This window comes from Paraburkholderia bannensis (assembly GCF_014200455.1).
Taxonomy (GTDB): Bacteria; Pseudomonadota; Gammaproteobacteria; order Burkholderiales; family Burkholderiaceae; genus Paraburkholderia; species Paraburkholderia bannensis_A.
Map to the genome: position 1 here is coordinate 114,065 of NZ_JACHBW010000003.1, position 19,167 is coordinate 133,231.

Here is a 19,167-nt window from a genome sequence, read left to right on the forward strand (position 1 = left end):
CGTGACGGCGCACCATGATGATTCTCTTGCGTCGTTTTCCCTTTTCGTCAGGCGCGTAATAACCCCCATCGCGGCGCGGATACTTGACTAAACTAGTCATGTATTTATACTTGACGAAAATTGTCGAGAATTGCGGTTCCCCTACATCATGAGACTCACCACTAAAGGCCGTTTCGCCGTCACGGCGATGATCGACCTGGCTCTGCGCCAGGAGCAGGGCCCGGTGACGCTTGCGGGTATCAGCCAGCGCCAGCACATTTCGCTGTCGTACCTCGAACAGCTGTTCGGCAAGCTGCGCCGTCATGAAATCGTCGAATCGGTCCGCGGGCCGGGCGGCGGCTACAACCTCGCGCGCCGCGCGGAGGAAGTCACGGTTGCGGACATCATCATTGCCGTGGATGAGCCGCTCGACGCCACCCAGTGTGGCGGCAAGGGCGCCTGCGAAGGCACCAAGCAGCACGACGGCCACTGCATGACGCACGAACTCTGGTCGACGCTGAACCAGAAGATGGTCGAGTACCTCGATTCGGTGTCGCTCAAGGATCTGGTGGACAAGCAGCGCGCCCGCGAAGGCGCAGCGCCCGCCGTCCTGCGCGACCGCCGCACCGAGTCGCCCGCGGTGGAGCCGGTGAGGGCGGTGCCGCTCGGGCCGAACTCGATCTTCAACATGGCGAGTTCATGAGCGCATAGCGCGCCGCACCCCGCCACCGCACGAACGCCGCACGAACGCAATACACAGCACAGTACACGCGCAGCACCCAGATTCCCCGGAGCGATAGATGAACAACGATATTCCCCACCTGCCCATCTACATGGACTACAGCGCGACGACGCCGGTCGATCCGCGTGTGGTGGACAAGATGATTCCGTACCTGCGCGAGCAGTTCGGCAATCCGGCGTCGCGCAGCCACGCCTACGGCTGGGACGCGGAACGTGCGGTCGAGGAAGCGCGCGAGCAGGTCGCTGCGCTCGTCAACGCCGACCCGCGCGAAATCATCTGGACCTCCGGCGCAACCGAATCGGACAACCTGGCGATCAAGGGTGCTGCGCACTTCTACAAGAGCAAGGGCAAGCACATCATCACGGTGAAGACCGAGCACAAGGCCGTGCTCGACACCTGCCGCGAGCTTGAGCGCGAAGGCTACGAAGTCACGTATCTGTCGGTCAAGGACGACGGTCTGATCGACCTCGAAGCGTTCAAGGGCGCGATTCGCCCCGACACGATCCTCGTTTCCGTGATGCACGTGAACAACGAGATCGGCGTGATCCAGGATATCGAAACGATCGGCGAGATCTGCCGCGAAAAGGGCATCGTTTTCCACGTCGACGCTGCGCAATCGACGGGCAAGGCGCCCATCGACCTGCAAAAGCTCAAGGTCGACCTGATGTCGTTCTCGGCGCACAAGACCTACGGCCCGAAGGGCATCGGCGCGCTGTACGTGCGCCGCAAGCCGCGTATCCGTATCGAAGCGCAGATGCACGGCGGCGGTCATGAGCGCGGCATGCGCTCGGGCACGCTGGCGACGCACCAGATCGTCGGCATGGGCGAGGCGTTCCGTATCGCGCGCGAAGAGATGGCCACGGAAAACGAGCGGGTGCGCATGCTGCGCGACCGCCTGCTCAAGGGTCTCTCGGAAATCGAAGAAACCTACGTGAACGGCGACATGGAAAAGCGTGTCCCGCACAACCTGAACATCAGCTTCAACTTCGTCGAAGGCGAGTCGCTGATCATGGCGGTCAAGGACGTGGCGGTGTCGTCGGGTTCGGCCTGTACTTCGGCTTCGCTGGAACCGTCGTACGTGCTGCGCGCGCTCGGCCGCAACGACGAACTGGCGCACAGCTCGATCCGCTTCACGGTGGGCCGTTTCACCACCGAACAGGATGTGGACTACGTCATCAACCTGCTGAAGACGAAGATCGCCAAGCTGCGCGAACTGTCGCCGCTGTGGGAGATGCATCAGGATGGCATCGATCTTTCGACGATCCAGTGGGCAGCCCACTAAGCGGCCCGCTAAGCAACGCGCCGTTAAGAGCGAATCTCGACCCGGCCGCAGCGCACATTGAAATGCAGCGCTGCCAACGAATTGAAGGAGTTTGATCATGGCATATAGCGACAAGGTTCTGGACCACTACGAAAACCCGCGTAACGTCGGCTCGTTCGCGAAAGACGACGACGCAGTCGGCACGGGCATGGTCGGCGCGCCGGCGTGCGGCGACGTGATGAAGCTGCAGATCCGCGTGGGCGCGGACGGCGTGATCGAAGACGCGAAGTTCAAGACCTATGGCTGCGGCTCGGCCATCGCGTCGAGCTCGCTCGTCACGGAATGGGTCAAGGGCAAGACGCTCGATCAGGCGCTCTCGATCAAGAACACGCAGATCGCCGAAGAACTGGCGCTGCCGCCGGTGAAGATCCACTGCTCGATCCTCGCGGAAGACGCGATCAAGGCAGCGGTCGCCGACTACAAGCAACGCCACACGGCAGACGCGAAGGTCGACGCCTGAAACGTCGGCAGGCGAGCGCGCGGCACGGTCCGCGCGGGCGGGACAACGGTGCGCCATGGGGTGCGCCGTTGCGGATGAACGATCTGGATGCAGGCAGCCTGCGCCATGTCGAGACGATGCAGGCGCAAGTCTGCGGGCGCAAGCTGGAAGCGCACGGCATGAAACGAGGCGAGAACGTTATGGCAATTTCGTTGACTGAAAAAGCGGCACAGCACGTGCAGAAGTATCTGACCCGTCGCGGCAAGGGCGTCGGCCTGCGCCTGGGCGTGCGCACCACGGGCTGTTCGGGTCTGGCGTACAAGCTGGAATACGTCGATGAACTGGCGGCGGAGGACAACGTGTTCGAAAGCCATGGCGTGAAGGTCATCGTCGATCCCAAGAGCTTGTCGTATATCGACGGCACGCAGCTCGACTTCGTGCGCGAAGGCCTCAACGAGGGCTTCAAGTTCAACAACCCGAACGTGAAGGACGAGTGCGGTTGCGGCGAGTCCTTCCGCGTGTAAGTCCGCGCATTGCGGTGAAAAGGCGGCCTGTGCCGCCTTTTTGATTTTTCAAAGCCCCACACACTACGTTCGATCCGATGGCCTCGCTCTCTTCGCTTTCCTCGCTGAACGACAGCCATTTCGTGCTGTTCGGCCTGAACGAGCAGTTCGCGCTCGATGCCGACGCGCTCGATCACGCCTATCGCACCGTGCAGGCGCAGGTGCACCCCGATCGCTTCGCGGCGGCGGGCGAAGCGCAAAAGCGCGTCGCGATGCAATGGGCCACGCGCGCCAACGAGGCGTATCAGACGCTGCGCGACCCGCTCAAGCGCGCGAAGTACATGTTGCATCTGCGCGGCATCGACGTCGGCGCCGAGAACAACACGGCGATGGAACCCGCCTTCCTGATGCAGCAGATGGAGTGGCGCGAGGAGATCGAGGACGCGGTGGGCGCGAAGAACGTCGATGCGCTCGATGCGCTCGCCCGCGACCTGCGCGAGGATGAACGCGTGCGTTTGACGAAGCTTGGCGCGCTGCTCGACAGCGGCTCGAACCAGCCGGCGGCCGAAGCCGTGCGCCAGTTGATGTTCATCGAGCGCGTGGCGGCCGAAGTCGAAACACAGATCGAGCGGCTGGAAGGCTAAAGCGTAGAACCCCGGATACAAGGGCCACGGATGGCGCGCTTCGCGCGACGCCTGCGGCCGCTAACAGAACACTCAGATGGCACTACTGCAAATTTCCGAACCCGGCATGGCGCCGGCGCCGCATCAGCGGCGGCTGGCTGTCGGCATCGACCTCGGCACGACGAACTCGCTGGTCGCCGCGGTGCGCAGCGGCGTGCCCGACGTGCTGCCCGACGAGGACGGCCACGTGCTGCTGCCCTCCGTCGTGCGCTATCTGGCGAACGGCGGCCGTCGCATCGGCCGTGCCGCCAAGGCCGAAGCCGCTACCGATCCGCGCAACACCATTGTCTCGGTCAAGCGCTTCATGGGCCGGGGCAAGGCTGATGTCGAAGGCGCGGCCAATGCCCCCTACGACTTCATCGACGCGCCGGGCATGGTGCAGATTCAGACCGTGGACGGTGTGAAGAGCCCGGTCGAAGTCTCGGCGGAAATCCTCGCGACGCTGCGTCAGCGCGCCGAAGATTCGCTCGGCGACGATCTGGTCGGCGCCGTCATCACCGTGCCCGCGTATTTCGACGAAGCGCAGCGCCAGGCAACCAAGGACGCCGCGCGTCTGGCCGGCCTGAACGTGCTGCGCCTGCTCAACGAGCCGACCGCAGCGGCGATTGCCTATGGCCTCGACAACGGTTCGGAAGGACTCTACGCGGTCTACGATCTCGGTGGCGGCACCTTCGACCTGTCGATCCTCAAGCTCACCAAGGGCGTGTTCGAGGTGCTGGCAGCCGGCGGCGACTCGGCGCTCGGCGGCGACGATTTCGACCAGGCAGTGTTCGCCTATGTGCTGGAGCAGGCGGGTATCGAGCGCGCGGCGCTCGCGCCCGAGGACGTGCGACTGTTGCTCGACCGCGCGCGCGACGCCAAGGAAGCGCTGTCTTCGGCGCCCGAAGCGCGTATCGAACTCACGCTTTCGAATGGCGCGGCGATTGCCGTGACGATCGACGAGGCGCGCTTCGAAGCGCTCACGCAGGCGCTGGTGCAGCGCACGCTCGCGCCCACGAAGAAGGCCCTGCGCGACGCCAAGGTCGGCGCGCAGGACGTCAAGGGCGTGGTGCTGGTGGGCGGCGCGACGCGCATGCCGGTGATCCGCCGTGCGGTCGAGCAGTTCTTCGGCCAGCCGCCGCTGATCAATCTCGACCCGGATCAGGTCGTGGCGCTCGGCGCGGCGATTCAGGCGGATTTGCTCGCGGGCAATCGTGGCGGCGACGACGACTGGCTGCTGCTCGACGTGATCCCGCTGTCGCTGGGCGTGGAAACGATGGGCGGTCTGGTCGAGAAGATCATTCCGCGCAATTCGACCATTCCGGTCGCGCGCGCGCAGGACTTCACGACTTTCAAGGACGGCCAGACGGCCATGGCGATCCACGTGGTGCAGGGCGAGCGCGAGCTCGTCTCCGACTGCCGGTCGCTGGCGCGTTTCGAGCTGCGCGGCATTCCGCCGATGGCGGCGGGCGCGGCGCGCATCCGCGTGACGTACCAGGTGGACGCGGACGGCCTGCTGTCGGTGTTTGCGCGCGAACAGCTGTCGGGCGTCGAGGCGTCGGTGGTGGTGAAGCCGTCCTACGGTCTCGCCGATGACGACATCGCGAAGATGCTCGAAGACAGCTTCAAGACCGCAGATATCGACATGCGTGCACGTGCGCAGGTCGAAGCGCAGGTCGAAGCGCAGCGCGTGATCGAAGCGACGCAATCGGCGCTGGCCGCCGACGGCGAACTGCTCGACGACGACGAGCGCGTGGAACTCGACAAGCTGGTGGCGGCCCTGGCGCAGATCGCGCAGAGCGAGGACACCGACGGCATCGAAGCGGCCACCAAGGCGTTGGCCGAAGGCACCGATGAGTTCGCGGCCCGCCGCATGAACAAGGGCATCAAGCGCGCGCTGGCGGGCAAGAAGCTCGACGAGATCGGTTGAAAGCGTGGCTAGACGGGCGGCCCGCGCGCCTCAAGGCGCATCGGTCTGAACCCGCGCTCTGCGTGCTTTCCCGATGCAGCGAAGGGCGCGACGTTAGTAAAATGGGTGTGCCGCCGTCGGCTGACGGGGCGTGCCCGATATGACAAGTTTTGGATTACGGAAATCAGAATGCCTCAAATCGTGGTGCTGCCCCATGTCGAACTGTGCCCTGAAGGTGCGGTGATCGACGCCAAGCCGGGTGAGAGCGTGTGCGACGCGCTGCTGGAACATGGCATCGCAATCGAACACGCCTGCGAAAAGTCGTGTGCCTGCACGACCTGTCACGTGATCGTGCGCGAAGGCTTCAACGCGCTCGAACCGTCGGAAGAACTCGAAGACGACCTGCTCGACAAGGCATGGGGTCTGGAGCCCACTTCGCGACTGTCGTGCCAGGCGCTCGTGCCGGCCGAGGATGACCTCGTGGTCGAGATTCCGCGTTACTCGATCAATCACGCGAAGGAAAACCACTGATCCATCCCAAAGAGGAGCGCGCAGACATGAAATGGACCGATACGCAGGACATCGCGGTGGCGTTGACGGATACCCATCCGGATGTCGACCCGCAGTATGTGCGCTTCACCGATCTGCATCGCTGGATCACCGAACTCGAAGGTTTCGACGACGATCCCGAGCGTTCGAACGAGAAGATTCTCGAAGCGATCCAGGCGGCATGGATTGACGACGCGGCGTATTGATTCACGTCGATTCCGCGTTTAGACAATGAAAAAGGCGATTCACCTGCACGGTGAATCGCCTTTTTGTTGGGTGCGCTGACGCAGTTAAGCCGCAGCGAGCGTGCCGTGTTCGATCCGCACGCGCTGGCCTTGCTGGAACGGCGGCGCTTCGTGATACGTGAAGTAGCGCGTCTTGCCGTTATCCATGCGCACGCGAACCGAATACGCGGTGGTGCTGCGCAGATGCTTTTCCACCGAGTTACCGGCCAGACCGCCGCCCAGTGCGCCCAGCAGCGTCATGGCCGTGCGGCCGCCACCCGCGCCGAACTGGTTGCCGACCACGCCGCCCGCCACTGCGCCGCCCACCGCACCGATGCCGGTGCCGTGACCTTCCTGACGCGTAGCGGAAATGCTTTCGACGACGCCGCACGCGGCGCACGCCGGCTGTTGTTGCTGCGCTTCCTGGGCGTACTGTTGTTGTTGCGTGTATTGCGGCGGCGGGGCGGCGGGCGCCTGTGCGGTCTGTGCCTGCTGCTGCTGGATTGGCGTGGGCTGCGCAGGCGCGGTGTTCTGTGCATATTGCGCACTCGTCGCCGGTGTGGCGGCGTGCGTGGAATCGACCACCGGCTGCGAAGCCATCACGGTCGTCTGGCCGGTCTGGCTCTGCGCGCTTTGCTCGGGGTTGCTGGAGGCTTTCGGGAACACGCCGGTAATAGCCGCGGTCGCCGCCAGGCTCGCTACGATCACTGCGCCAGCCGCGGTGGCAATGAGCGGATGAATCCGACGATTGGTGGTCGAATTCGATGCCGGTGTGGTCTGTGTGGTCAGTTTCGGATCAGGAGAGTTCATGACAGGCTCCGTCTTTTGCAGAGTTGGTTCGAAAGAAAATTCGGTAAATCTCGTCAAATCAGTGTGAGCCAATCCTGCGATCCGGGCGTTTCAATCTGTAACCTCTTGCGCAGGGCGGCGCGTCCGAAACCGCGCGGGCTTGACCGGCTTCACGTCGGAGCATTGCCCAGCCTTGCACGGCGCGGTTTTCCATCCATATGCGCAAAGGACATGCCCGCCGCGCGCCCGTCTGCACGCGGCATCTTTTACCTCAGGTTACAAATAATTGCCTGTTTCGCGCTGCCGATCACCAGCCGCTCGCCAAAAAGAAACGGGGCGCATGCGGCGTGAACCGCATGCGCCCCGTTCGGGCTGAATCCGTCAGCGACTTAGTCTTCGCGGCGCAGGTGCGGGAAGAGCAGGACGTCGCGAATCGTCGCGCTGTTGGTCAGCAGCATGACAAGACGGTCGATGCCGATACCGCAACCGCCCGTCGGAGGCATACCGTATTCGAGCGCGCGAATGTAGTCGGCGTCGTAGAACATGGCTTCTTCGTCGCCCGCATCTTTTTGCTCGACCTGCTTCTTGAAGCGTGCGGCCTGGTCTTCCGGATCGTTCAGCTCCGAGAAACCATTGGCGATCTCGCGGCCCGTGATGAACAGCTCGAAGCGCTCGGTGATGCCCGGCATCGTGTCCGATGCGCGTGCGAGCGGCGACACTTCCACGGGGTAATCGATGATGAAGGTCGGCTCCCACAGCTGCGATTCAGCCGTTTCTTCGAACAGCGCCAGTTGCAGCGCGCCCACGCCGGCGTTCAGGAACTGCGGCTGCTCGGCATCCACGCCGAACTTCTTCAGTTCCGTGCGCAGGAATGCGGCATCGGCGAGTTGTTCGTTCGTGTACTGCGGCGCGTACTTCTGGATCGCCTGCACGATCGTGAGGCGGTGGAACGGCTTCGCCAGATCGAGTTCGCGGCCCTGGTATTCGAGCGTGGCGCTGCCGCTTGCGTCGATAGCCGCCTGGCGGATCAGTTGTTCCGTGAAGTCCATCAGCCAGCGGTAATCCGTGTACGCGGCGTAGAACTCCATCATCGTGAATTCCGGATTGTGACGCGGCGAAACGCCTTCGTTACGGAAATTCCGGTTGATTTCGAACACGCGTTCGAAGCCGCCCACGATGAGGCGCTTCAGATACAGCTCGGGCGCGATACGCATGTACATCTGCATATCGAGCGCGTTGTGGTGCGTGATGAACGGCTTGGCCGCCGCGCCGCCCGGGATCGGGTGCAGCATCGGCGTTTCGACTTCCATGAAGTTCGCCTCCGCCATGAAGCGGCGCACCGACGAGATCGCCTTGGTGCGCGCCACGAACGTGTCGCGCGATTCCGGCGTGACGATCAGGTCGACATAGCGCTGGCGATAGCGCATTTCCTGGTCGGCGAGACCGTGGAACTTGTCCGGCAGCGGGCGCAGCGACTTCGACAACAGGCGCAGTTCCGTGCAGCGCACCGACAGCTCGCCCTTGTTGGTGCGGAACAGCACGCCGGTGGCCGCGACGATATCGCCCAGGTCCCACTTCTTGAAGGCGTCGTAGGTGGCTTCGCCCACATCGGCGGGCGTGATGAAGAACTGGATCTGGCCCGAACCGTCGCGCACCGTCGCGAAGCTCGCCTTGCCCATCACGCGCTTGAGCATCATGCGCCCGGCAATCTTCACTTCGAGCGGATTCGCTTCGAGTGCGTCTTTGTCGGTGTCGGCGTGATCGCGCTGCAGGTCGGCGGCGTGGTGGGTGGGGCGGAAGTCGTTCGGGAAGGCGACGCCTGCCTCGCGCAGCGCGCGCAGTTTCTCGCGGCGCTCGGCGATGATCTGGTTGTCGTCGATATCAGGCGCGGCGCTGGGCGTGTTCTGCGCGTTCTGCTGGGTCGGTTCGGTCATGATGGCTCGGGTTCTTGGAGTTCGATTCCGGCAGCGCCGGGCATCGCGGGCAATCTCGACGATGCCGGGCTGCGGGAGAGGGCGGCGGCTGGGCGGCTACTGAGCGGCAGCGCCGCCGTGGCGCGCAATAAATTACACGCCCTGTTTCAGGCTTGCGCTGATGAAGGCGTCGAGATCGCCGTCGAGCACGGCCTTGGTGTTGCTGATTTCGACGTTGGTGCGCAGATCCTTGATACGGCTGTTATCGAGCACGTAGGAGCGGATCTGGTGACCCCAGCCCACATCCGACTTGCCCGCTTCGAGCTTGTCCTGCTCGCTCTGGCGCTTGCGCATTTCGGCTTCATAGAGGCGCGATTTGAGCATGGCCATGGCTTCGGCGCGGTTGCGGTGCTGCGAGCGGTCGTTCTGGCACTGCACGACGATGCCCGACGGCACGTGCGTGATACGCACGGCGGAGTCGGTCTTGTTGATGTGCTGACCACCCGCGCCCGAAGCGCGGTAGGTGTCGATACGCAGATCGGCCGGATTGACTTCGATCTCGAACGAATCGTCGATTTCCGGATACACGAACACCGACGAGAACGACGTATGACGCCCGCCCGACGAGTCGAACGGCGACTTGCGCACGAGGCGGTGAATGCCGGTTTCGGTGCGCAGGAAGCCGTAGGCGTATTCGCCTTCGACCTTGATCGTCGCGCTCTTGATGCCGGCGACGTCGCCTTCCGATTCTTCCAGCACTTCGGTCTTGAAGCCCTTGCGCTCGCAGTAACGCACGTACTGGCGCAGCAGCATGGACGCCCAGTCGCAGGCTTCGGTGCCGCCGGCGCCGGCCTGGATGTCGATAAAGGCGTTGTTCGGGTCGGCCGGGTTCGCGAACATGCGGCGGAACTCGACGTCGGCCACGCGCTTTTCGATCTCCTGGGCATCGGCTTCGATGGAGACGAGGGTGTCCTCATCGCCTTCTTCGCGTGCCATCTCGAAGAGATCCTGGGTGTCGCGCGTGTCGTTCTCGATACCGTCGAGCGTGTGCACGACGCCTTCGAGCAGTTTCTTTTCCTTGCCGAGACCCTGTGCGTGCTTGGCATCATTCCAGACGTTGGGGTCTTCGAGTTCGCTATTGACTTCGACGAGCCGTCGGGCTTTTACGTCGTAGTCAAAGATACCCCCGTAGCTCGCCTGCGCGTGAGCGCAGGTCCGCCAAAAGGGCTTCGATCGCGTTGAGACGTTCCGCTTCCATTTTTGTCGTGATCCGGCTTGTAAAGCACGCAATTATAGCCGATCGGGCATGGCTTCGCCCTGCCTAAAGGCCCGCGCCGCGCAGGGCGCGGCCGCGTTTTGGCACGTGAGCGGATCAGAGCGGCGCGACTTGTGACAGGGTCAGAGCGCCGCGTGCTCCACCACCAGTTGCACGCGCGACACGCCGTTCCAGGTGTCGCGCACGAGCCGGTAGGCGACGGTGGTGTGTTGCGGCAGCGTTTCGGTGTGGTTGAACCAGATCGCGTTGAAGCGCTGGCGCCCGCGCAGCAGCTGCAGCTTCAGGTGCTTGTCCTTCACGAGCGCCTGTGAAGCGACCTCGAATTCGCCCGAAAACACCGGCGCCGGGAAGCCCTGGCCCCACACTGCCGCGTCGAGCATTTCGACGAAATCGGGCGTGAAATAGGCATCTTCCAGATCGCCGTCGGTTTCCACGGTGCGCGAAAGGGCTTCTGCGCTCAGCCATTCGCGGCCCACGCGCTCGAACGCTTCGGCGAATCGCGGCACGTCGGCGGCGGCGAGCGTCATGCCCGCGGCCATCGCGTGGCCGCCAAACTTGTGAATCAGACCAGGCTCGCGCTTGGAAATCAGGTCGATGGCGTCGCGCAGATGGAAGCCGGGAATCGAGCGGCCCGAACCCTTGACGAGTTCGCCGTTGTCGTCCGCCGGCGCAAAGGTGAAGGCCGGGCGGTGGAACTTCTCCTTCAACCGACCCGCGACGATACCGATCACGCCCTGATGCCAGCCCTCGTTGAACAGCGTGATCGTGGCGTTACCCTGCGGATCGACATCGGCGAGATCGGCCAGCGCCTGCTGCTGCATGCCCGCTTCGATCTCGCGGCGTTCGCGGTTCATTCCGTCGAGCTGCTGGGCGAGTTCCCAGGCGCGGCCCGCGTCGTCGGTGGTCAGCAACTCGATGCCCAGCGACATGTCCGAAAGTCGTCCCGCCGCGTTCAGGCGCGGCCCGAGCGCAAAGCCCATATCGAAGCCCGAGGCGCTTTTCGCTTCGCGGCCCGCGGCGCGAAAGAGCGCGGCGATGCCCGGCTGCATGCGGCCGTTGCGAATGCGCTGCAGGCCCTGCGCGACCAGCACGCGATTGTTGGCATCGAGCTTCACGACGTCGGCGACGGTGCCGAGCGCGACCAGATCGAGCAGGCCGTCCAGACGCGGCTCCGGACGCTCCTCGTTGAACGCGCCGCGCCGGCGCATTTCGGCGCGCAGCGCGAGCAGCGTGTAGAACATCACGCCCACGCCCGCGATGCACTTGCTCGGAAACTCGCAGCCCGGCTGGTTCGGATTGACGATCGCGCGCGCGTCGGGAAGCGTGTCGCCGGGCAAATGGTGATCGGTCACGAGCACTTCGATGCCGAGTTCGTTGGCCGCTTCCACGCCTTCCACGCTGGCGATACCGTTATCCACGGTGATCAGCACGTCGGGCGGGCCGCCCTTGCGCTGCGCGGCGAGTGCGACGATTTCGGGCGTCAGGCCATAGCCGTACTCGAAGCGGTTGGGCACCAGATAGTCGATCTGCGCGCCCATCATGCGCAGGCCGCGCACGGCCACGGCACAGGCGGTCGCGCCGTCGCAGTCGTAGTCGGCGACCACCAGCATGCGGCAGTCGGCTTCGAGCGCGTCGGCCAGCAGCATGGCGGCTTCATCGATGCCCTTCATGCCGGCGGGCGGGATCAAACGGGCGAGGCCGGTTTCGATGTCGTCGGGCTGGCAGACGCCGCGCGCGGCGTAGAGCCGCGCGAGCACCGGATGCAGGCCGTGACGGATCAGCGCTTCGGTATCGGCGGGGGGACAGGCGCGGGTGACGATTCGGGTCATGCTTTGCGGCTTCAGAATTTATTCGATGAAAAGCGACGCGAATTCGCGGCGTCGCCAGAATTTGCGCAGGTCGCCGCGCGTGGCGTTGAGCGTCACCGATCCGGTGTCGCCGCATAGCGTGACGCCCAGTTCGGCCAGTTCGCCGCTTTCGAGCGCGGCGAGCCCGGGCGCGAACCAGTCCCGCTCCAGTTGGGCGAAGGCGGCGTTCCAGCGGCCCCAGTCCTGCTGGATGTAGGCGGCGGAAAATGGATCGAGTTCGATGAGCGTGGCGCCCTGGCCATTGGCGCTGGCATTCGTGTTCGCGGCGCTCTGCGCTTTGAACGTGGCGGGCACCGCGCCGAGTTCCGCGCCGCTGGCGAGCGCGAGGCCGCGCGTGGCGGCGGCGTCCGAGTGCACGCGCGCAAAGGCGCGCTGCACCGGTCGCAACGCGCCCTGCGCATGGAACCAGATCGAATTGACGGCGGGCAGGCCGCGCGCCTCGCGCGCTTCATTGACGGGATGTTCGAACCACGCCATCTGCACTTCGTTCTGCACCTTCATCCAGGCGCGCGAACGCTGGCCGGAATGGGCTTCGTGCGGCAGCCAGATTTCGATGTTGCGGCCGCTCGCGCGCAAAGGGGACGCGCCCGCGAGCGTGCCGAACTGATCGCTCGACAGATACCAGCGCTGCGGCGTGGGCGCTTCGATGCGGATGCCCAGTTCTTCGATCAGCGGCTTTGCGACCGCGTAAAGCGCGGCGGCGTCGGCGTCGGTCAATTCGAGCGAGGCGGGATCGATCAGCACCAGATGATCGTGCGCGATGCGTACGTGCACGGGCTGGATACAGGCCCAGGTGGCGTCGCCGGGCGTGCCGCCGTCGGCGAGCAGCATCCACGGCGCGAGCGGCGCTTCGTCGTCGGCGGCTGCGCCGTTGTGCGTGGCGGCAGCAGCGCCGGCCGCGCCGAAGGCCCGTGCGACCCAGCGCTCGTGCGGCAAGGTGCGCTGGAAGTCCTCGCCGATCACCTTTTCGCCGACGCGCGCGCGCGAAACCAGCTTCGACAGCGCAGGGTACTGAAGGCCGGCAAGGGCGGTGGACGCCACGGCCGCCGAGGGCAGCGCGAACGGGACGAGAAGATGGAGACGGTCAGCAGGCATGATGGGGGGCATTGTACTTCGGCGCCGGGCGCGCGAGGCCGGGGACTCGGGGCGGTGGTCGCCCCGCGGATCGGCATGCCCAGGCCGCGCATCTTATAAATCAGCTACTTACGTGCGGATCGGTGCGGATCGATGCGGCATCGCGGATGCGCCGATACCAAACTGCGTGGCACCTGCGCGCGGTTTGCGCGTCCAATCCTCAAAGCGCGATGGGCCGTACGCGACGCCGCAAAGTCCTTCGGGGGGCCGTAGTGTGGCAAACTTCGCGCTTGATCGCCGATCTGCTCCGGCACGTAATATTGCGTATTCACTGCGCATATTCGGAGCGGAAACGAAGCAGAAGCAACGAAGCACAAAAGGATTCGCTTGAAACTTCCCTACGAATGGCAGATAGGCTGGCGCTATACGCGCGCCGGCAAGCGCACGACCGGCAACGGTTTCATCTCGTTCATCGCGCTGATTTCGATGTCGGGCATCGCGCTCGGCGTGGCGGCGCTGATCGTCGTGCTGTCGGTGATGAACGGCTTCCAGCGCGACGTGCGCGACCGCATGCTCTCCGTGCTCGCACACGTCGAGATCTTTTCGCCGACGGGTTCGATGCCCGACTGGCAGCTCACGGCCAAGGAAGCCAAAACCAATACCGAAGTGATCGGCGCGGCGCCCTACGTGGACGCCCAGGCGCTGCTCACCCGCGGTGACAGCGTCAGCGGCGTGGCCCTGCGCGGCATCGAGCCGTCCGAAGAGCCGCAGGTGTCGGATATCGACAAGGAAATGAAGGCCGGCAGCATGAACGACCTCACGCCGGGCAGCTTCAACATCGTGCTGGGCGCGGATCTGGCCGTGAGTCTGGGCGTCACCACGGGCGACAAGGTCACGCTGGTCGCACCCGAAGGCACTATCACGCCGGCCGGCATGTTGCCGCGCCTGAAGCAGTTCACCGTGGCGGGCGTGTTCGAATCGGGGCATTACGAATACGACAGTACGCTCGCGCTCGTCAACATCCGCGACGCCGAAGTGCTGTATCGCCTTGCAGCGCCAAGCGGCGTGCGTCTGCGCCTCAAAGACATGCAGCGCGCGCCGCAAGTCGCGCGGCAACTGGTGCATACGCTTTCCGGCGATCTTTATATCCGTGACTGGACGCAGCAGAACAAGACCTGGTTCTCCGCCGTGCAGATCGAAAAGCGCATGATGTTCATCATTCTTACGCTGATCATCGCGGTGGCCGCGTTCAATCTGGTGTCGTCGCTGGTGATGACGGTCACCAACAAGCAGGCCGATATCGCGATCCTGCGCACGCTCGGCGCGCAGCCTGGCTCGATCATGAAGATCTTCGTGGTGCAGGGCGTGACGATCGGTTTCGTGGGCACCGGCATCGGCGTCGCGCTCGGCTGTCTGATCGCGTGGAGCATTCCGTGGCTGGTGCCGATGATCGAACATCTGCTTGGCGTGCAGTTCCTGCCGCCCTCGGTCTATTTCATCAGTGAGCTGCCTTCGGAACTCGTCGCCGGCGACGTGATCCGCATCGGCTTGATTGCGTTCGTGCTGTCCGCGCTGGCGACGCTCTATCCCAGCTGGCGCGCGGCCAAGGTACGTCCCGCGGAGGCACTGCGTTATGAATGAGCGTCAATCGATTCAGGCCGCGGCGCCCGATTACCCCTACGTGATCGAAGCGCATGGCATCTCGAAGGTGTTCGGTCAGGGCGCGCTTTCGGTGCAGGTGCTGCACGACACCGACATTACGGTGAAGCGCGGCGAAAAACTGGCGATCGTGGGCGCGTCGGGTTCGGGCAAGAGCACGCTTTTGCACGTGCTGGGCGGCCTTGACGAGCCGGGCACCGGCAACGTCAAACTGCTCGGCAAGCCGTTTACGGAACTCTCCGAGCGCAACCGCAACGATCTGCGCAATCGCGCGCTGGGCTTCGTCTATCAGTTCCATCATCTGCTGCCCGAATTCACGGCGCTCGACAACGTGGCGATGCCGCTGCGCATTCGGCGCATGCCGCAGGAAGCCGCGCGCGCCGAAGCCATGGCGATCCTGGATCGCGTGGGTCTCGCGCACCGTGCGAAACATCGTCCGGGCGAGTTGTCGGGCGGCGAGCGCCAGCGCGTGGCGATCGCGCGGGCGCTGGTGACCAGACCGGCCTGCGTGCTCGCCGACGAACCGACCGGCAACCTCGACGGCAGCACGGCGGATAACGTCTTCAACCTGATGATGGAGCTGTCCGACCAGTTCCAGACGAGCTTCGTGATCGTCACGCACGATCAGGAGATCGCCGCGCGTTGCGACCGGACCGTGCGCCTGCGCGACGGCATGCTGCACGAAGAGCCGGTCGTGCCGGTTTAAGGGCTGCGGTCTTGCTGCGGAGCGCGCTTCATGTGGATCGACACGCATTGCCATCTCGATGCCGCTGAGTTCGACGCGGACCGCGGCGCGGTGGCCTCGAACGCACGCGAGGCGGGCGTCGCGCGCATCGTGATTCCGGCCGTTGCGCGCTGGAACTTCGACACGGTGCGCGCGCTCGCGCATCGCACGCCCGGCGCGGTCTACGCGCTGGGGATTCACCCGCTCTATACGCCGGACGCGCGCGACGAGGACATCACGGCGTTGCGCGCGCAGATCGCGTCGAGTCTCGACGATCCGAAGTTCGTCGGCATCGGCGAAATCGGTCTGGATTTTTTCGTGCCGGGACTCGACGAGGCGCGCCAGCAGCACTTTTATGACGCGCAACTGAAGCTTGCGCGCGAGTTCGAACTGCCCGCCATCTGTCATGTGCGCAAGGCGCAGGACAAGGTGCTGGCGGGCCTGCGTCGCAATGGCGTGCGCTGCGGCATCGCGCATGCGTTCAACGGCAGTTTCCAGCAGGCGAAGGCCTTCATCGATCACGGCATGCATCTGGGTTTCGGCGGCAATACGACGTTCGAGCGTGCGTTGCAGATCCGGCGGCTTGCACAGGAATTGCCGCTGGAGGCGATCGTGATGGAAACCGATGCCCCCGATATCTCGCCGTCCTGGCTTTATAAGCAGCGCAATACCCCGGATCAGGTGCCGCGCATCGGCGCCGTACTGGCGGCCTTGCGTGGCCTGACGCCCGAGGAACTCGCCCTTGGCACAACGGCCAACGCTGCGGCGGCGCTGCCGCGGCTCGCACTTTCGTCTGCATAATTTCCTCGTGAGGTGAGGCGCGTTGTGCGTCTGGCGTCGGCGACGTGACGTTGCTTGGGCAAGGTCGCGCGGGCTTCGTTTTGCCTCTTCTCGGGAGGGGCGATGCGGGCTGTATGGTGCGGATTTGCGCTGGGTGTGATCGTGTTGCAGCGGCTGGCGAAGTTGCCGGGTTGGGGCGCGTGGCTCGGCTTGCTGTTGTGTGTGTCGCTTGCCTTGACGTGGGCGGTTTGGGCATGGCGCGGGCACGACAGCGCACGCGGCTGGCAGGCGGCTCGGCATGCTGGTGCGTGGCTGGCGATCTGGATCGCCGCGGTGTGCATCGGTCTGGGTTATGCGGCGTGGCGCGCGGAACTGCGGCTCGCGCAGACGTTGCCTGCTTCGTGGCAAAAACGCGATGTCGAAGTGAGCGGCCATATCGCCCGCATGATTTCGCAAGACCGGGGAGCCGCAAGTTTTCTTTTCTCGGTGGAGTCCTGGCGTATTCCGGCTTCTCAATCGCAAGCACTGCCCGATCTCATTCAATTGAGTTGGGTCGCTCGCGATGTGCCTTTGCCGCCGCTTGTGCCCGGCGCACGCTGGCGGCTTGACGTGCGGCTCAAACGCCCGCATGCGCAAGGCAATTTCGGTTTGCGCGATGCCGAGGCGACGCTGCTTTCGCGTGGCGTGCGTGCAACCGGTTACGTCAGCGATGAACGGCGCGCAAAGCGGCTGCTACCGGATGCTCGCAGTTTGAGCGTGCAGATCGAGCGCTCACGCGCCGTAGTGCGTGCGCGAATCGATGCGGCGCTCGCAGATGCGCCGCATCGGGGCATCGTCGTCGCGCTCGCGACCGGCGCGCAGGACGCTGTCAGCGACGACGACTGGCGGCGATTGCGCAATACCGGAACGAGTCACCTCGTCGCGATCTCCGGTTTGCATCTGGCTTTCGTTGCCGGGCTCGCGGGCTGGATCGCGGGGGCGCTCTGGCGGCGGGCGCGCTGGCGAGGTATCGAAGCGCCGCTGATCGTCCCGGCGCAGCAGGTGGCGGTCGCGGGGGCGGTGGTGGCTGCGGCGGCCTATGCGGCGCTCGCGGGTTTCAATGTGCCAGTGCAGCGCGCGTTGTGGATGCTCACGGTGACGGCGATCGCACTGTGGCGCTCGCGCGAGGTATCGCGAAGCCATGTGCTGGCGTGGGCGCTTGGACTCGTCCTCTTGCGCGATCCCTGGGCGGTGACGGCCCCCGGTTTCTGGCTATCGTTCGGCGCGGTTGGGGCAATTCTGTTTGCCGCGAGCGGCGTGCCACGCGTGCGGCGCGAAGATGACGCCGCGCTTTCGCCGGACGAACTCGATCCCATGCGCGAGCACGATGCAGCGCCGCCGCGTGTGGGGTGCCTACGCGTCTTTTCCAGCCGTATCTCTGCGCGTTGGCGCGCATTCATTCGTCGCTTCGCAGGAAGGCTGGCCGACAGCGCGCGCGTTCAATGGGCGGTCACGCTGGCGCTCGCGCCATTGTCTGCATACTGGTTCATGCAGATCCCGCTGATCGGTCCGCTTGCCAACGCGGGTGCCATTCCGTGGGTGAGCATGTTCGTGACTCCAATGGTGCTGGCCGGCGTGGCGCTGCCTGCGCCGTTCGATGCTTTCGCGTGGCAGTCGGCGCATGCGATGCTCAGTTGGCTGATCGACGCGCTCGGCATGCTCGAAGGCTGGCCGTGGGCGCTGCTGCGCCTGCCGCAGCCTGGTGTGTTCGCGTTGTGTTGCGCGGGCGTCGGTGTCGCCTGGCTGCTTGCGCCGCGCGGCTGGCCGTTGCGCTGGCTCGCGCCTTTTACTTGGCTGCCGCTACTCGTACCCTCTGCGCATGGACCGCCGCCCGGCGCGTTCCGGCTTACGGCGCTGGATATCGGGCAGGGCACCTCGGTGCTGGTGGAGACCTCGCGTCACACCTTGCTGTTCGACGCCGGGCCGGGGCCCGAGTCGACCCATGCGGGCGAGCGCATCGTTGCGCCTTATCTACAAACGCACGGTGTGATGCGCCTCGACACCCTCATGATCAGCCACGACGATTCCGATCATTCGGGCGGCGCGCCCGCCGTGCTCGATGCCGTGCCGGTGGGCGCGTTCGTGGCGGGCATCCTGCCGGCTCATCCGCTCTGGGCGAGCGCGCGCACGCGGGGTGCGCAAACCGTGCAATGCGCGGCAGGGCAGCGCTGGCAATGGGACGGCGTGGCGTTCGAGGTGCTTTGGCCCGACCCCGGGCCGCTCACCGGCAAGCCCAATGCGCATTGCTGCGTGCTGCGGGTCGCCACGGCGCAAGGCGGGGTGGGCGCGGTGTCCGCCTTGCTAGCCGCCGATATCGAAGCGGGCACGGAGCGCACGCTGGTCGCCCGCGACGCCGCTGGACTGCGCTCGCAGGTGCTCGTGGTGCCGCATCACGGCAGCCGCACGTCGTCGACTGAACCGTTCCTCGATTCTGTCTGGCCGCTCGTCGCGATATTTCAGGTAGGCTACCTGAACCGTTTTCATCATCCGCATCCGGGCGTCTATGCGCGCTACGCCTCGCGCCATATCGTGCTGGCGCGCAGCGACGCCGATGGCGCGGTGCGCATCGAGGCCGCGCCCGGCACGCTCAGCGTCGAGCGCTTTCGCGACACCCAGCGGCGTTACTGGATGGATACGGCGAGCGAGTAGCTCAAGACCGCGGCGCAACAGAACGAGACAAACAAAGGGAGCAGGCGCAAAGCCGCGGCATACCCCGG

16 protein-coding genes are annotated in these 19,167 nt (G+C 65.0%); 12 read left to right on the forward strand and 4 right to left on the reverse strand.

The annotated features are described in order from the left end of the window. Positions 1 to 148: 148 nt before the first annotated feature. The 8 genes from iscR (at position 149) to iscX (ending at position 6,310) form a co-directional block, all read left to right on the forward strand. Entirely contained in the window at positions 149 to 682 is a 534-nt protein-coding gene (gene iscR / locus F4827_RS06230) for a Fe-S cluster assembly transcriptional regulator IscR (protein WP_183722897.1), read from the forward strand. Positions 683 to 779: 97 nt separating this feature from the next. Further along, positions 780 to 2,003: an IscS subfamily cysteine desulfurase gene (locus F4827_RS06235; protein ID WP_183722899.1), complete on the forward strand. Its 1,224-nt coding sequence runs from the start codon at positions 780 to 782 to the stop codon at positions 2,001 to 2,003. Between the two features lie 97 nt (positions 2,004 to 2,100). After that, complete coding sequence (gene iscU / locus F4827_RS06240) at positions 2,101 to 2,502, forward strand: Fe-S cluster assembly scaffold IscU (RefSeq protein WP_183722901.1); 402 nt, start codon at positions 2,101 to 2,103, stop codon at positions 2,500 to 2,502. Positions 2,503 to 2,681: 179 nt separating this feature from the next. Then, positions 2,682 to 3,005: an iron-sulfur cluster assembly protein IscA gene (iscA, locus tag F4827_RS06245; RefSeq protein WP_311672849.1), complete on the forward strand. Its 324-nt coding sequence runs from the start codon at positions 2,682 to 2,684 to the stop codon at positions 3,003 to 3,005. Between the two features lie 77 nt (positions 3,006 to 3,082). After that, positions 3,083 to 3,628 (forward strand): Fe-S protein assembly co-chaperone HscB, encoded by a 546-nt coding sequence (hscB, locus tag F4827_RS06250; protein ID WP_183722903.1) that lies wholly within the window; start codon positions 3,083 to 3,085, stop codon positions 3,626 to 3,628. 76 nt (positions 3,629 to 3,704) lie between these two features. Next, entirely contained in the window at positions 3,705 to 5,576 is a 1,872-nt protein-coding gene (gene hscA, locus F4827_RS06255) for a Fe-S protein assembly chaperone HscA (protein WP_183722905.1), read from the forward strand. Between the two features lie 168 nt (positions 5,577 to 5,744). Continuing rightward, the gene (gene fdx / locus F4827_RS06260; RefSeq protein WP_027814937.1) at positions 5,745 to 6,086 is read left to right on the forward strand and encodes an ISC system 2Fe-2S type ferredoxin; all 342 of its coding nucleotides are present in this window, start codon (positions 5,745 to 5,747) and stop codon (positions 6,084 to 6,086) included. Positions 6,087 to 6,112: 26 nt separating this feature from the next. Beyond that, complete coding sequence (gene iscX, locus F4827_RS06265; RefSeq protein WP_167056143.1) at positions 6,113 to 6,310, forward strand: Fe-S cluster assembly protein IscX; 198 nt, start codon at positions 6,113 to 6,115, stop codon at positions 6,308 to 6,310. An 84-nt stretch (positions 6,311 to 6,394) separates the two neighbouring features. Here iscX and F4827_RS06270 read toward each other — a convergent pair whose 3' ends face one another. The 4 genes from F4827_RS06270 to recJ form a co-directional block, all read right to left on the reverse strand. Beyond that, positions 6,395 to 7,138, reverse strand: coding sequence for a glycine zipper 2TM domain-containing protein (locus F4827_RS06270; RefSeq protein ID WP_183722907.1), 744 nt, complete (start codon positions 7,136 to 7,138; stop codon positions 6,395 to 6,397). 368 nt (positions 7,139 to 7,506) lie between these two features. Beyond that, on the reverse strand, positions 7,507 to 9,051 hold the full coding sequence (gene lysS / locus F4827_RS06275) for a lysine--tRNA ligase (RefSeq protein ID WP_183722909.1): 1,545 nt from the start codon (positions 9,049 to 9,051) through the stop codon (positions 7,507 to 7,509). 132 nt (positions 9,052 to 9,183) lie between these two features. Then, positions 9,184 to 10,288 (reverse strand): peptide chain release factor 2 gene (gene prfB / locus F4827_RS06280; protein WP_183722911.1). Its coding sequence is split into 2 segments (ribosomal slippage): positions 9,184 to 10,206 and positions 10,208 to 10,288, totalling 1,104 coding nucleotides; the frame shifts between segments, so codons are not numbered across the junction. Positions 10,289 to 10,428: 140 nt separating this feature from the next. Beyond that, the gene (recJ, locus tag F4827_RS06285) at positions 10,429 to 12,135 is read right to left on the reverse strand and encodes a single-stranded-DNA-specific exonuclease RecJ (protein ID WP_183722913.1); all 1,707 of its coding nucleotides are present in this window, start codon (positions 12,133 to 12,135) and stop codon (positions 10,429 to 10,431) included. A 1,500-nt stretch (positions 12,136 to 13,635) separates the two neighbouring features. Between recJ and F4827_RS06295 the strand changes: the two genes are divergently transcribed. The 4 genes from F4827_RS06295 (at position 13,636) to F4827_RS06310 (ending at position 19,099) form a co-directional block, all read left to right on the forward strand. Further along, the gene (locus tag F4827_RS06295; protein WP_183722917.1) at positions 13,636 to 14,889 is read left to right on the forward strand and encodes a lipoprotein-releasing ABC transporter permease subunit; all 1,254 of its coding nucleotides are present in this window, start codon (positions 13,636 to 13,638) and stop codon (positions 14,887 to 14,889) included. Next, complete coding sequence (lolD, locus tag F4827_RS06300) at positions 14,882 to 15,613, forward strand: lipoprotein-releasing ABC transporter ATP-binding protein LolD (protein ID WP_183722919.1); 732 nt, start codon at positions 14,882 to 14,884, stop codon at positions 15,611 to 15,613. Before F4827_RS06295 ends, lolD begins: the two co-directional genes overlap by 8 nt. Positions 15,614 to 15,643: 30 nt before the next feature. Beyond that, entirely contained in the window at positions 15,644 to 16,432 is a 789-nt protein-coding gene (locus tag F4827_RS06305; RefSeq protein ID WP_183722921.1) for a TatD family hydrolase, read from the forward strand. A gap of 102 nt (positions 16,433 to 16,534) precedes the next feature. Then, on the forward strand, positions 16,535 to 19,099 hold the full coding sequence (locus F4827_RS06310; protein ID WP_183722923.1) for a ComEC/Rec2 family competence protein: 2,565 nt from the start codon (positions 16,535 to 16,537) through the stop codon (positions 19,097 to 19,099). The last annotated feature ends 68 nt before the right edge of the window (positions 19,100 to 19,167 follow it).